This is a genomic window from Nocardia brasiliensis NBRC 14402 (assembly GCF_000308475.2).
In the GTDB taxonomy this organism is placed as follows: domain Bacteria; phylum Actinomycetota; class Actinomycetes; order Mycobacteriales; family Mycobacteriaceae; genus Nocardia; species Nocardia brasiliensis.
Genome location: NZ_BAFT02000079.1, coordinates 18131 through 30917, shown reverse-complemented (window position 1 = coordinate 30917; position 12787 = coordinate 18131). Strand labels below are relative to the sequence as shown.

Here is a 12787-nt window from a genome sequence, read left to right as displayed (position 1 = left end):
GGTGGTTGTCCGGGCCGCACGGCACCCGTAGGCTCGGGCAGCCTTCGGCAGCGGTTCCCGGCTCAGGAGCCTCGTCGGCGAAGGACAGTCCGATAGAACGAGGCCAGGGAGATGTGGAGAAAGTGCGATCGGGGCCGGCGGCGGGGGCCGGCGCCCAGCAAATCGATCGGCGGCCGGAGAGAGCAACAACGCCTCCCCCAGTTCGAGCCGGACGACGACGAGCGACACCGGCGGCAGTGGCTGGCATCGCTGCAAGCCTTCGCCGACGCCTACCGGACGGCCGAGCTGAACGGCGCACCGGTGCTGCAGGTTTCGCATTCCGGCTGGCACCCGGGCGCGCGGATCGCACCGGGCACGACCGAGGGCAGGTTGCTCGCCTACCACGACTCGGGCGATGAAGCCGACTTCGTCTTCAGAGAGGGCGAGCTCGCCCTCTTCAGCATCACCACCGCGGGCGGACACCGAGAGGATTTCACGGTGCGCCCGTTCGCCATCCGCTGGGTGATGCCCGCCGGATTGTGCGGGGCGGTGGCGCCGGGCGTCACCCGGGTGGAGGTCCGCGACCGCGACGGCACCGCGGTCCCGGTGGATCTTGTGGCCCATACCTTCGCCGCCACAACCGATCTCGAGCTGCCGTACCTGCGCACGATGAACCGGCTGCGCGCCGCCGGAGCACGGTCCGACGAGATTCTGGACGTGTTGTTCCGCAGTGACCGGCGCGGTGAGGAGTACGCGGCGACCCAGCACCTGACCATCCGGGTCTACGGCGCCGACGACGCTCCCCTGTACACCGGTCCGGTCTTCACCGACGCCCGATTCCGTCAGTTGCGCAGGAGCATTCGCGACTGAGCACGGTCACGGCTTACAGCCCGCCGGGGTCGCGTTCGACGACGATTGCGGCGGCGGCGCGGCCGCCAGGCTGGTCGGCGAGACGATCGGCGGCTCGGTCGGCTTCGGCACGACCACGGGTGGCGCCTCGCTGTAGAGACGCGCACCGGTCGGTCGCATCCCCGGTTCCACCGTGATGCCGGTGATCTCGGCCTGGTTGCCGTGGATATCGGTGAGCCGCGCGGCGAACGGACCCGTCCCCGCCCGGGAGATGGACCAATAGTTGTCCATGCCGCGGGTCAGCTGCTGCCACGGCCCGCCCGTCGCGGGCCGAATCGCGACCTCGCGCAACGGATTCCCGGTGCCGCCGAACAGGATGGCGAACCAGGCGGCGGTGGCATCGGGCTTCACCTCGTAGGTCAGCTCCGCCACCGGCTCCGGGTTGCGCACCACGTGGTACCGAACCTTCGCGACGCCGTCGGACAGGTCGGCGATCTCGGTGAACGCGGCCGTGCTCAAATCCAGTTGTCCCGGAGCACATCCCGGGCAACGGTCGACGATCTGCACCCGCACGCTGCCCCGCGGGCCCTCGACGTCGAGGTAGGCCCCGCACGGATCGGCGGTGCCGTACTCCGATGTCGACATGCCCACGAAGAAGCCGTCCAGCGGAAGGTCGGGGTACGAGCACGAGACCCCCGGACCGAACGAATAGAACCGCGCCTCGCCGGACACGACGGGCTGCGGCTCCGGTAACGGGCTGGTGGACGGCCAAATACTGTTGGCGGTCAACGGATTCGGCGGCGTCGCCGACTGGGCCATCGCGTTCGGTACGTCGCAGTGCACCGGCTCGGGCCGGGTCACCCACACCGCTACGCCCGCAATGGCCGCCAGGCCGATCGCGGACCACAGCCACCCCGAACGGACGTGTCGCTGGTTGATCGGTATCCGGTGCATCGCTCCCGACTCCGGTTCACCTGCTCATGGACTCTCCATCCTGACGTCCATAGGAAAGCAGTCGAACGGCACGCGCACGCGGCGAACGAAAAATCTACACAGTGAAAGACACTCGCTTCAGCAAGCGTGAGGCAAATCCCCAGCATCCTCCTGGACACTCCCGCGGCCTGCCGGAAATCATCCGGTGTGCGTACCCCCTTGTAATGCCACGCACCCCAGCGCAATACGGCCGCGGCACCGGCGCTACGCGAAGCCGTCCATCAGGGACAGCACCCGCAGCATGACCTCGTCGGCACCGCCGCCGATGCTCAACAGCCTGCTGTCCCGGAAGGCGCGCGAGGTCCAGGTCTCCGTCATGTAGCCCATGCCGCCGTGCACCTGAAGGCACCAGTCCGCCACCTGACGGGACAGCCGCCCCGCCTCCAGTTTCGCGATGGTCGCCATTCTGGTGACGTCCTGGCCGTCCCGATAGGACCGGCCCGTGGTTTCGGTGTAGACGCGCAGCATGTCCGTGCGCGCCGCGAGCTCGGCGTAGGTGTACTGCAGATACTGATTGGCCGTCAGCGGCTGTCCGAAAACCTTGCGCTGCTTGGCGTAGTCACGGGTCAGTTCCAATTGCATGGCACAGCTGATCGGTGCGCTGTATGCGGCGAACATGCGCTCCATGACGAACTGCGACATCTGCTGCTGAAAACCGCGGCCGATCTCACCGATGGTGTTGCGCACCGGAACTCGCACATCCTCGAAGGTGAGCAGGCCGGTATCGGAGGCGCGCATGCCCAGCTTGTCCAGCTTGCGATCGACGCGGAAACCCGGTGCGTCGGTGGGGATGATGATCTGACTCATACCGCGATAACCGCCCTCCGGGGAGGTGCGGACCAGCGTGCACAGCCAATCCGCCTGAACCGCGTTGGTGATGAACATCTTCGACCCGTTGATCACCCAGTCGTCGCCGTCGCGGCGGGCGTGGGTTCTGATGCCGGCCACGTCGGACCCGGCGTCCGGCTCGGTGACCGCGACACCGCAGACGGTCTCGCCGCGCATAGCCGGGGCCAGATATTCCTGTTTGAGTTCCTCGCTGCCGTGCGCGTGCAGCGAAGGCGTCGCCATCGCGACGTGCACGCCCAGCGCCATCGGGAACGAGCCGTGCGCGACCCGGCCCAGTTCCTGGCAGAGCACCACGGTGAACAGATGGTCGGCGCCCTGCCCCGCGTAGGCCGGGTCGTACTCGAGACCGAGGATGCCGAGCTTCGCCATATCGGCGAAGATCTCGTGCAGCGGCATCATCTCCGTCTGTTCCCACTCGTCGACGTGCGGGTTGATCTTCTGCTCGAGATAGCGCCGGACCATCGCCCGGAACTCCTGATGTTCGTCGCTGTACATGCCCTTATTGTCACCTTGCCAACGTCGTGTGGGCGGATAATCAGCACACCGGTACCGCCGGGTACGACGTGGGGCAGGTCACGCCGGGCCAGGCTCGGCGATCAACGGATTTCGACCGGGAGTAAGGTGCCGAACATGTCGCGTACGCGCATTATTCGGATCGCCACCCGATCCAGCCCCATGGCGTTGGCCCAGGCCGAGCACGTCGCCGAGTTGCTCGGCCGGCTCGGCGTGCAGAGCGAATTGGTCAAGGTCACCACCGCCGGTGACCGCTGGATGGGTGACCTGGCCAAGCTCGGCGGCAAAGGCGCCTTCGTCAAGGAGATCGACCACGCCCTGCTCGTGGACGACGCCGACCTCGCGGTGCACTGCCTCAAGGACATCCCCGGCGATATCCCGGTGCCCGAGGGCCTGGCCTTCGCCGGCTACCTGGCGCGCGACGACGTGCACGACGCCGTGATCACCGGCAACGGCGCGCCGCTCGCCGAACAGCCCGCGGGGACCGTAGTCGGCACCAGCTCGGTGCGCCGGACCGCGCAGCTGCTGCTGCACTACCCGCACCTGACGGTGCAGCCCCTGCGCGGCAACGTCAATACCCGGCTGGCGCGGCTCGAAGAGGGACACATCGACGTGTTGATCGCCGCGGTCTCCGGCCTGCATCGGGTCGGCCAGCAGCACCGGATCACCGAGACGCTCGACCTCGAGACCATGTGCCCGCCCATCGGCGCGGGCATCATCGCGCTCGAATGCCGCAGCGACGACACACAACTCCGCGATCTCGGCGCCCAGCTCGATCACGCCGACACCCACCGCCAGGCCGACGCCGAACGCGCGATGCTGCACGCCCTGCAGGGCCACTGCAACTCTCCCATCGCCGGCTACGCCACCACCGACCGCACCGGCCGACTGACCTTGCACGGCAAGGTCTTCAGCGCCGACGGCGCGCAGTGGCTCGACTCCAAACACTGGGGCGTCCCCGAAGACCCGCAAGCCCTCGGCTTCTTCGTCGGCGCCGATCTGCTCCGCCAAGGCGCCCGAGCCATCATCGACGCCATCCCCCACTGACCGTCACCCGCGCCGTCCCGGTGCGGGGTACCGGGGTGCTCAGCGCCAGCGGGCGTGGCGGGGGAAGAGGGAGCGGCCCGCTTCGTGGGCTACTTCGATGAGGACGCGGGCGAGGCGGGTGGTGTCGAGGGACTTCCGGTCGCCGTCGAGGTGGGCGGACAGGGATAGGGCGGCTACGGCGGCGCCCCGGCCGCGGATCGGGACGGCGACACAGGCGATGCCGGCGACCGACTCCTCGTTGTCGACCGCCACGCCCTGACGCTGGCGGATCTTGCCCAGTTCGCGATGCAGATCGGTTCTGTCACAGATGGTTCGGGCGGTCAGCTGGGGTAGTCGATCGCGGAACGAAGTCTCGACGATGCTCGGCTCCAGCGAGGCCAGCAGCGCCTTGCCGAGCGCGGTGCTGTGCGCGGGCATCCGACCGCCGAGCCGGGTCGGGACGTTCGCCGCGAACCGGCCGCCCGCCTTGTCCAGGTAGAGCACTTCGCGTCCGTCCAGCACGCCGAGATGCCCGACCATGCCGGTGCGTTGACAGAGGTCGTGCAGCAGCGGGCTGACCACGTCCCGAATCTCGTTGTGGTCGGCGGCGAGTCCGCCGAGCTCGAGCGTGCGCAGGCCGAGCCGGTAGCCGCCCGGCGCGTGCGCGAGCCAGCGCAGCCGGATCATCTGGTCGAGAATGCGATGCACGGTGGAGCGCGGCAGACCGGTGCGTTCGGACAAGCCGAGCAGGGTCAGCGTCGGCGTCGAGCCGTCGAAAGCGTCCAGTATCAGCGTCATTCGCTCGATCATGGACACCGGCGGCCGGGCGGCGGGCGCCGGCCCCGATCCCGTCCACAATGCTCCGGACTCGGGATGGGTCACCGCCTCGACCGTCATAGCTCACCTCCACCACGTGCTCGCCTAGAGCTTAGAAGTACATCTATTAGGCATGTGCGTTTCCGGCACACCACTTTGTGTCGCCCATCACAGTGCCTCGAGCGGACCGTTCGGTGGAATCCCGAAAACTACGGAGACGACTACGGATCTTTCGTCCGTGCCCATACGCCAACCCAGCCAACGGCTTTCGGCACGGCGTTCGCGGCGAACGAGACCCCATGGCGCCGACGTGGCCGGATGGCTATCATCGCAGTAGTTCGTTATTACGGAATTACGGATTTACGGAGGCGCGATGATGCGACGCAGACTTGCGGCCGTGCTGGCCGCGGTCTTGCCGCTGGTTGCGGGCTGTTCGAGTACCGCGACGAAAGAAGCGGACGTATCCACGGTCGAGGGGTGGTTGGCGCGGATCGAGCAGGATCCGGACAACATCGCGTTCGCCATCGACGACGGGTTGGGACATACCGCCGAACGGCGGGCCGATGTGCAGCAGCCGCTCGCGTCGGCGGCGAAGGTGGTACCGCTCGCAGCCTATGCGCGGGCGGTCGCGGCGGGCACGGTCGATCCGCACGAGCAGATCCCGGTCGCCGAATGGGAGCGGTGGTATCTGCCGACAGCAGACGGCGGAGCGCATGAACAGGCGCGCAAACGACTGCCCGGCGACACGGTCACCCTCGATCAGCTGGTGAGCGCGATGATTCAGGAGAGCGACAATGCCGCGCCCGACTATCTGCGGGACCGTCTCGGCGACAACGCGCTGATCGAGGCCGCCGCGGCCGGGGGTTGGCACGACTACATGCTGTTCTCGCCACTGGGCAGCATGCTCCGGCTGGCCGAACCGGACGTCGCCGACGAGTGGGCCGCGGCTCGACGTTATGCGGCCGATCCAGCGTATCGCGCGGCGATACTGTCGAAATCACCGCCGTCCTACAGCGATCAAGTGGCGTGGGCGGAAACCACCTGGACCGGATCGGCACGCCAGCTCACCTCGCTGTATCGCTCGTTCGCCACCGGAAGTTTCGGGCCCGGCGCCGATATCGCCCGCGCGCACCTGGAATGGCAGCCACCGCCGGCCGGGTTCGTCGGGCTCGGCTTCAAGGGCGGTGCGCTCGCGGGCATCCTGACCGAGGCGATATCGCTGCGCCGCGCCGACGGTACGGTCGCGACCGCGGTGCTGCTCAACCGCCGCATGCCCGAGTCCACGTGGTCGGCTGCGCTGAAAAGCTTTTGTCATCAAGAACTGCTGCTCCGTGCCATGACCGAGCCGGAGATGCTGCGCCGGTTACCGTGATCCGTATGACGGATGTCAAGGGCAAACTCGCCGAACTGGAGGCGCGGATCGAAGCGCTGGAAGGGCAGCGCGGCATCGACGACCCGGCGCGCGGTTTCATCGACTACCGCGGCACGGTCGATTTCGACGGTGAGATCGACTGGACCATCCGCTACAGCGCGGCCGCGGTGCTCGGGCTACCCGCCGCAGCGCGCGTGGAAGTGCTTGCCGCGCTCGGACACCCGGTGCGCCACGCGCTGATCCAGGAACTGCTCGAAAGGCCGCGCACCGGCGCCGAGCTGGCCGAGGCCCTGGGCCTCACCTCCACCGGCCAGCTGTACCACCACATGCGCGCGTTGTCGTCGGCGAAGATCATCGAGCAAAGCCGTCGCGGCACCTATCGCATCCCCGCCTCGAAGGTGGTCCCGGTCCTGGTCCTGATGACCGCCGCCGCCGACATCGCCGAGGTGTTGCGCTAGGTGCGGTCGCTGTGCTGACCGACCAAGGCGTACAACCATTCTCGCGTATAGCGTTCGGCGAGCAGCGGCAGGAAATTGTCGATCGTCGCGTGTTCGGCGACGTGCTCGTAGGCCGAACGCAGGGACTGTTCGATGGCTTCGTCGGCGACGAGACCGTCGAATTCGTCCTCCAGCCGGACGGCGGCGGCATGCAGGGCGACTGCCTGGTCGAGGGCGAGATCAGTGGGGCGGACCGAGGTGACCGGACTGTGCACGGCGGACTCCTGTGTGGTGGTGCGGTATTCGGCACGGTGAGCGCATACGCCTGATACGCGCGGGCCTCATCACACTGAGTACCCAGCGGGCCGCGGCGGACACCCGTCGCCGGTTGTTGTCTGCGACGCACGCCCGTGCCACGCTGATGCCATGGATCTCGACGCCATAGAAGCCGTCCGGCAGCTCAAGTATCGGTATTTCCGGACCCTCGATCTCAAACTGTGGGACGAGTTCGCCGACACCCTCACCGTCGATGTGGCCGGGCGCTACGGCACGCACGCGCTCGGTGAACCACTCGTCCTGGACGGCCGCGCCGCGGTCACGGAGTTCATGCGCGAAAACCTCGGTCCCACCGTCGTCACGGTCCATATCGCGAATCACCCGGAGATCACCGTCGACGGGGAAACCGCCGTCGGCTCTTGGGCTTTCGAGGACACGGTGCTGGAAACCAAATACGGCTTGAAAATTCGCGGCGCGGGCTATTACACCGATACCTATCGGCGCGACGACGACGGTAAGTGGCGGATCGCCTCGACCGGCTATCAGCGCATCTACGAATCCATGCAGTCGCTCGTCGACACCCCGAGTTTCCAGCTCCTGACGAACATGTGGGCGGCACCGGCTCCGCAATAGCACCGGAAGGAGGCAGGCGTGCCGGCAGCGCGGCTGATCGGCCGGGACCATCACGCGGCACTGCTGCGCGAGGAGTTGCGGCGCACCACCGCCAGTCATGGCGGGTTGGTCCTGGTGACCGGCGAGGCGGGCATCGGCAAGACCGCGTTGCTCAGCGAGGTCGTCGGCGGCCTGGACGCGCGCGACGCGCTCGTGCTGACCGCGACGGCCTGGAGCGGCGACGGCACTCCCGGCTTCTGGCCGTGGGTACAGGTGCTGCGCGGTTTGCGCCGCGCCGCGACACCCGAGCAGTGGGCCGCGGTGGACGCCGCCGCGGGTAATGCGTTGTCCTTCTTGATCGGTGACGCGGAACTGCCGAAAGCGCCGCAGGGCGCGCTGTTCCGGATCGCCGACGCGGTGACCGAAGCCCTCGTTACCGCCTGTGCGCTGCGCCCGGTGATCGTGGTGATCGACGACCTGCATCGAGCAGACCCGGAATCGCTGACGGTGCTGGCGTTCGTCGCGCGGCACTCGTGGTTCGAGCGACTCACCATCGTCGCGGCCGCGCGGGACAACGATATCGACGTGGCGGGCCATCCGCTGCGAGCAGTGTTCGGCGAGTTGACGACTGCCGCGCGCCTGATCGAGCTGACCGGACTGCCGGTCGAGCACGTCGCCGAGTTCGTGCACGAGACGACGGGCACACGCGCACCGGACGAGATCGCCCGCACGGTGCACACCCTCTCGGGCGGCAATCCGTTCCTGGTCGAGCAGGCGGCCCGCCTGTGGCAGGCGGGCAGTGCGCTGGACATGCTCACCCCCGGCGTGCGCGAAACGCTCGACGCGCGACTGATCCCGCTGCCCGCCGCCGCGCTCGACGTCCTGACCACGGCCGCGCTCGTCGGCCGTGAGTTCGCCGCGCAGGTGGTGGCCGCCGGTTCGGGTCGCGATCTCGGCGAGGTGCTCGACCTCGCCGCGCTCGCGGTGCGCGCCCGGCTGCTGACGACGCCGGGCCCGGACCGTTACGCGTTCGTGCACGACCTGGTGCGGGAGAATCTGATCGCGCGGATCGGCGACACCGAGGCCAGGAAGCGGCACGCGGCCGTACTCGGCGCGCTCGAACGGCTGCCCCGGGAGGTGTCCGGGGCGACCCCGAGCGATCTCGCCCATCACGCTTATCTGGCGGCCGACGCGATCGACCCACAGCGCACGCTGCGCTATCTGCTGGACGCGGCCGCGGACGCCTGCGGCCGGCTCGCCGCGGGCGAGGTCGCCGTCCACTATCGGCGTGCCCTCGCCCTGCTCCCCGCGGACGAGGCCGAGCTGCGCGGCACGGTCGGATTGGGGTTGGCCGCGGCGCAGAGCGGTTCCGGCGAACTCGCCGCGGCGCGACGCACCTACGAGGCACTGCTGACCACGGCCAGAACCCGCGCGGCCGCCGAACTGTTCGCCGAGGCCGCCTTGGGGCTGCATGAACTCGGGATGCCGGATCCGGAGCATCAGGCCGAGCGCGAGATCGCCCTGATGGATCAGGCGTATCGCATGCTGCTCGCCGAACGCCCGGCCACCGACCCGCTGGCGGTGCGGGTGCGCGCCGCGGCGACCCGGGTGCGGGTGCACACGGGACGGGCGCGGCACGGCGCGGCCGAGCACGTCAGCGCCGAAACCGTCCGAGCGGCACGCGAATCCGGTGACGACACCGCGCTGGCCTCGGCTCTGCTCGCGCGTCACGACGCGATCTGGCGGCCCGGTACCGCGGCGGAGCGTTTGTCGCTTGCCGGGGAACTCGTCGCCATCGGCCGCCGCGAGCACGGCGACGAACTCGAATTGCAGGGCGCGCTATTGCGTTTCACCGCGTTGCTCGAACTCGGTGAGCCCGCGGCACATACCGAACTGGCTGCCTTCGGCGCCCACGCGGACCGGGCGCGGCTGCTCCGGTTCCGTTTCATCGCGCTGTCGCGCACCGGCGCGCTCGCCACCCTCACCGGGCGATTCGCGGACGCGCGCAACGCCATCGACGAGGCGTACGCGCTCGGCGAGCGGCTCGGCGAGGTCGATCTGACCCCGCTCTGGCTCGAACAACGCTGGGCGCTGGCGCTGCTCGCGGGTGATCTGGTGCAGGCCGAGGCGTTCATCGCCCGGTATCGCGATACCGCCGTCGCGTACACTTCGGTCCCCGAACTGATCACCGCCGCGCGCCGCCGCGACCTCGACCGGGTGCGCGGCCTGGTCGGCGATATCCAGGCGATGTACGAATTGCACCCGCGGCACTTCCATCCGTCCATCCTGGTCGCCCAGGCGTACGCCGCCCTCGTGCTGGAGGATCCCGAACTGCGGGAGACGGTGCGCGCCAGGCTGATTCCGCTGGCCGCCTGGTGGGCGGTGGTCGCGGGCGGCGGCGCGGTCTACGGTCCGTACGCCTACTGGCTGGGCCGCCTCGCCGCGGCCTCGGGTGACTATCCGGCCGCCGTCGAATACCTCACCGCGGCAGCGGATTCGGCGCACAGGTTGCGGGCGCGGCCGTGGGTCGACGCGGCACGACAGCAGCTACACCTGCTCTCGCACCGCGCACCACCCGCTGCGCGCGCGCCGATCATGCCCGCGGACAACGAGTTCCGGCACGACGGCGACGTCTGGACGCTGCGCTTCGCCGAGCGGACCGTGCACCTGCCCGATGCCAAGGGGCTACGCGACCTGCACGTGCTGCTCGGCCACCGGGACAGCGACATCCCCAGCCTCGAACTGTTCGGCACCACCGACCCCAGCGCGGTGGTGCGGGCCGCCAAGTCCTTCGGGGCCGACCCCGTACTCGACGACCAGGCGAAGGCCGCCTATCACCGGCGCCTGAGCACCCTCGATGCCGAAATCGACCGTGCGGTCACCCTGGGTCGCGACGACCGCGCCGCTGAACTGGACCGGGAGCGCGCGGCGCTGCTGGACGAATTGCGCCGCACCGCGGGCCTGGCCGGACGCACCCGCCACCTCGGCGACGATGCCGAGCGGGCGCGCAAAACCGTGTCCGCCCGGGTACGCGACACCCTGCGCCGGATCGACCGGATCCATCCGGAACTGGCCGAACATCTGCGCGCGACCGTCTCGCTCGGACTCGTCTGCCGGTACCAACCGCAGCGTGACATCAGCTGGCGGCTGTGAATTCGCGTCGCCGCGCCGCGATCCACCCCGCCGCGCCGCGATCTAGCGCCGCGAGATCGGATCTCGCGCCTTCCGGGTGACAGACCACGCACGGAAGGAACAGACAATGCACCAGATCACCGCGAACCTGTGGGAGACCGAGACCCTGAGCCCCTTCCCCGGGTTGAACACGCACGCCTACCTCTGGACCACACCCGAGAGGAACGTGCTGTTCTACAACACCACGCGCACCGAGGAATTCGACAAGATCGCCGAACTCGGCGGCGTCGCCCAGCACTACCTCAGCCACCGCGACGAGATCGCCTCGTCGCTCGCGCTCGTCCGCGAACGCTTCGGCGCGCAGTTGCACATCCACCGCGCGGACGCGGGCGAGGTCACCGCCACCACCGTCGACGACCCGTTCGACACCCGGCACACCGCGATCGCCGGACTCGAGGTGATCCCGACGCCCGGCCACACCGCGGGCAGCGCCTGCTATCTCGCGACCATCGACGGCAAACGCCATCTCTTCACCGGTGACACCCTGATCCTCGGTGAGAACGGCACCTGGTGGGCCGGCTACATCGAGGGCCACAGCGACCGCGACACCCTGCTCACCACCCTCGACCTGCTCGCCACCCTCACCCCGGACGTCGTCGTGTCCAGTGCGTTCATGAGCGACAAGGGCGTCATCGAACTCGACCGCCCCTGGGCGGAGTGCGTCGCGGAAGCCAAGAAAGCCCTGCTCGCCGGCGCAGAGGCGTAACGGCGGCGGCTGCTCCCTGGCCGGGGCCGACTGCGCCGATACCTGTCGCCCCGGTCAGGCCGCGATGTCGAACAGGGTCAGTTCTCGGTTCGCGCGTTGTTCGGCACGTTCGCGAACGGCGCAGGTCGGCCCGATGCCCTGGGCTACCGAATCGGCCGAGACGAGCCAGCCGTGGCAGCGGCGGCAGTGTGTGACGAGTCGGACCGTGGCACGGTCGTCGGTATCGGCCATATCGTTCCCCTCCGGCCGTCGAGCGCTGGTACTTCCCCAGCGTGACACGGGGGTCCGACAAACTCCGGCGTGCTACCGGTTCCGCCCTCGCGGGGCGAGGGGCAGTGGTGCGAGGGGGTGCCAGGTGACCGGCACGTCGCGCATGAGCAAGGCGCCGTCGAGGTGCGCGCTGCCGGGCGGGAACACGTCCGCGTCGTCGAAGAACGTGGAGTGCACCGCGGCGACCTCGACCGGCTCGACCTGCCATGCGTCCGTGCGCAATTCGAGTCCGGCCAGCTCGGCTCCGCCGCGGGTCGCGGAGTACCCGGCCGAGCCGCGGCGGAAGAACTCCGAGGCCTGCGCCAGATCGGCGAACAGCTCGCTGCCCGGCCACTGTGTCGCCCGCCGGACGTCCACGCGCACTTTCGTGGCCGAGTCCCGGCTCGCGAAGGCCACCTGCAAATCGTCGGCGGTCTCGCGCACCCGGAACCGCGCATGCTCGTGGTCGCCCGGGAAGAGCCGGCCGCCGACCAGCACGTTGAGCACCGAGCCGGTGTCACGGCGTGGGATGTAGACGCCCGCCCCGTGTCCGCGCGGACCGTCCCATTCGACCGCGACGCGATGCGCCGCGTTCTCGCTGCGCACGCCGACCCAGTGCGGCAGACCACTCGGCCGCAGGTGCCCGAGCCGGATCAAACAGATCCCGGCGACCGCCCACTCCCCGACCCGCTGCGGGCGCAAGGGCGCGGGCAGCACCTTCGCCACCACATCCGGGTCGACCCGGTAGTTCACCAGCAATCGCCGCTCGATGACACCGGCCAGCTCCGGGAACCCGCCCCGCACCGTCGGCCGAACAGCATCTCTAGTCCACACCACACCAGCGTCTCAACATTCACTCAACGAGTCAAGACTCTTCTAGTAAATGCTCGAATCATTGCTATTCATGCAGGTGAGAAG

General features: G+C 69.0%; 13 protein-coding genes. 7 read left to right on the top strand and 6 right to left on the bottom strand.

Features of this window, described 5'->3' with window-relative positions; genetic code table 11:
* Positions 1-111: 111 nt before the first annotated feature.
* Entirely contained in the window at positions 112-849 is a 738-nt protein-coding gene (locus TY25_RS28375) for a hypothetical protein (protein WP_052383247.1), read from the top strand.
* Between the two features lie 6 nt (positions 850-855).
* Here the strand turns inward: TY25_RS28375 and TY25_RS28370 are convergent, their stop codons facing one another.
* Both TY25_RS28370 and TY25_RS28365 read right to left on the bottom strand, forming a co-directional pair.
* On the bottom strand, positions 856-1782 hold the full coding sequence (locus TY25_RS28370; protein ID WP_052383246.1) for an expansin EXLX1 family cellulose-binding protein: 927 nt from the start codon (positions 1780-1782) through the stop codon (positions 856-858).
* 243 nt (positions 1783-2025) lie between these two features.
* Positions 2026-3165: an acyl-CoA dehydrogenase family protein gene (locus TY25_RS28365; protein WP_042261095.1), complete on the bottom strand. Its 1140-nt coding sequence runs from the start codon at positions 3163-3165 to the stop codon at positions 2026-2028.
* Between the two features lie 135 nt (positions 3166-3300).
* On the opposite strand from TY25_RS28365, the gene hemC reads away from it, so the two are divergent.
* On the top strand, positions 3301-4230 hold the full coding sequence (gene hemC, locus TY25_RS28360; RefSeq protein ID WP_042261093.1) for a hydroxymethylbilane synthase: 930 nt from the start codon (positions 3301-3303) through the stop codon (positions 4228-4230).
* Between the two features lie 39 nt (positions 4231-4269).
* On the opposite strand, the gene TY25_RS28355 is transcribed toward hemC, so the two are convergent.
* The gene (locus tag TY25_RS28355) at positions 4270-5106 is read right to left on the bottom strand and encodes an IclR family transcriptional regulator (protein ID WP_042261091.1); all 837 of its coding nucleotides are present in this window, start codon (positions 5104-5106) and stop codon (positions 4270-4272) included.
* Between the two features lie 292 nt (positions 5107-5398).
* Here TY25_RS28355 and TY25_RS28350 point away from each other — a divergent pair, with 292 nt between their 5' ends.
* The gene (locus TY25_RS28350) at positions 5399-6397 is read left to right on the top strand and encodes a serine hydrolase (RefSeq protein ID WP_172595834.1); all 999 of its coding nucleotides are present in this window, start codon (positions 5399-5401) and stop codon (positions 6395-6397) included.
* Positions 6398-6402: 5 nt separating this feature from the next.
* On the top strand, positions 6403-6855 hold the full coding sequence (locus tag TY25_RS28345) for an ArsR/SmtB family transcription factor (RefSeq protein WP_042261089.1): 453 nt from the start codon (positions 6403-6405) through the stop codon (positions 6853-6855).
* On the opposite strand, the gene TY25_RS28340 is transcribed toward TY25_RS28345, so the two are convergent.
* Positions 6852-7109 (bottom strand): three-helix bundle dimerization domain-containing protein, encoded by a 258-nt coding sequence (locus tag TY25_RS28340; protein WP_042261088.1) that lies wholly within the window; start codon positions 7107-7109, stop codon positions 6852-6854. The genes TY25_RS28345 and TY25_RS28340 overlap by 4 nt on opposite strands.
* 151 nt (positions 7110-7260) lie before the next feature.
* On the opposite strand from TY25_RS28340, the gene TY25_RS28335 reads away from it, so the two are divergent.
* From TY25_RS28335 to TY25_RS28325, 3 genes are all read left to right on the top strand, one after another.
* The gene (locus TY25_RS28335) at positions 7261-7743 is read left to right on the top strand and encodes a nuclear transport factor 2 family protein (protein WP_042261086.1); all 483 of its coding nucleotides are present in this window, start codon (positions 7261-7263) and stop codon (positions 7741-7743) included.
* A gap of 18 nt (positions 7744-7761) precedes the next feature.
* Positions 7762-10875 carry an ATP-binding protein gene (locus TY25_RS28330; RefSeq protein ID WP_042261084.1) on the top strand — a complete coding sequence of 1038 codons (3114 nt, stop codon included), beginning with the start codon at positions 7762-7764 and terminating at the stop codon, positions 10873-10875.
* Between the two features lie 106 nt (positions 10876-10981).
* On the top strand, positions 10982-11620 hold the full coding sequence (locus tag TY25_RS28325) for an MBL fold metallo-hydrolase (RefSeq protein ID WP_042261082.1): 639 nt from the start codon (positions 10982-10984) through the stop codon (positions 11618-11620).
* Positions 11621-11674: 54 nt separating this feature from the next.
* Here the strand turns inward: TY25_RS28325 and TY25_RS43440 are convergent, their stop codons facing one another.
* Entirely contained in the window at positions 11675-11851 is a 177-nt protein-coding gene (locus tag TY25_RS43440; RefSeq protein ID WP_014984330.1) for a DUF6011 domain-containing protein, read from the bottom strand.
* 72 nt (positions 11852-11923) lie between these two features.
* Positions 11924-12703 (bottom strand): DUF2071 domain-containing protein, encoded by a 780-nt coding sequence (locus TY25_RS28320; protein WP_201773718.1) that lies wholly within the window; start codon positions 12701-12703, stop codon positions 11924-11926.
* Positions 12704-12787: the final 84 nt, after the last annotated feature.

What these genes read in the sequence shown, in the direction of transcription:
- TY25_RS28355 (WP_042261091.1), bottom strand. Translation starts at nt 5,106, where the DNA reads ATGACGGTCGAGGCGGTGACCCATCCCGAGTCCGGAGCATTGTGGACG.
- TY25_RS28350 (WP_172595834.1), top strand. Translation starts at nt 5,399, where the DNA reads ATGATGCGACGCAGACTTGCGGCCGTGCTGGCCGCGGTCTTGCCGCTG.
- TY25_RS28365 (WP_042261095.1), bottom strand. Translation starts at nt 3,165, where the DNA reads ATGTACAGCGACGAACATCAGGAGTTCCGGGCGATGGTCCGGCGCTAT.
- TY25_RS28335 (WP_042261086.1), top strand. Translation starts at nt 7,261, where the DNA reads ATGGATCTCGACGCCATAGAAGCCGTCCGGCAGCTCAAGTATCGGTAT.
- TY25_RS28325 (WP_042261082.1), top strand. Translation starts at nt 10,982, where the DNA reads ATGCACCAGATCACCGCGAACCTGTGGGAGACCGAGACCCTGAGCCCC.
- hemC (WP_042261093.1), top strand. Translation starts at nt 3,301, where the DNA reads ATGTCGCGTACGCGCATTATTCGGATCGCCACCCGATCCAGCCCCATG.
- TY25_RS28375 (WP_052383247.1), top strand. Translation starts at nt 112, where the DNA reads ATGTGGAGAAAGTGCGATCGGGGCCGGCGGCGGGGGCCGGCGCCCAGC.
- TY25_RS28345 (WP_042261089.1), top strand. Translation starts at nt 6,403, where the DNA reads ATGACGGATGTCAAGGGCAAACTCGCCGAACTGGAGGCGCGGATCGAA.
- TY25_RS28370 (WP_052383246.1), bottom strand. Translation starts at nt 1,782, where the DNA reads ATGCACCGGATACCGATCAACCAGCGACACGTCCGTTCGGGGTGGCTG.
- TY25_RS43440 (WP_014984330.1), bottom strand. Translation starts at nt 11,851, where the DNA reads ATGGCCGATACCGACGACCGTGCCACGGTCCGACTCGTCACACACTGC.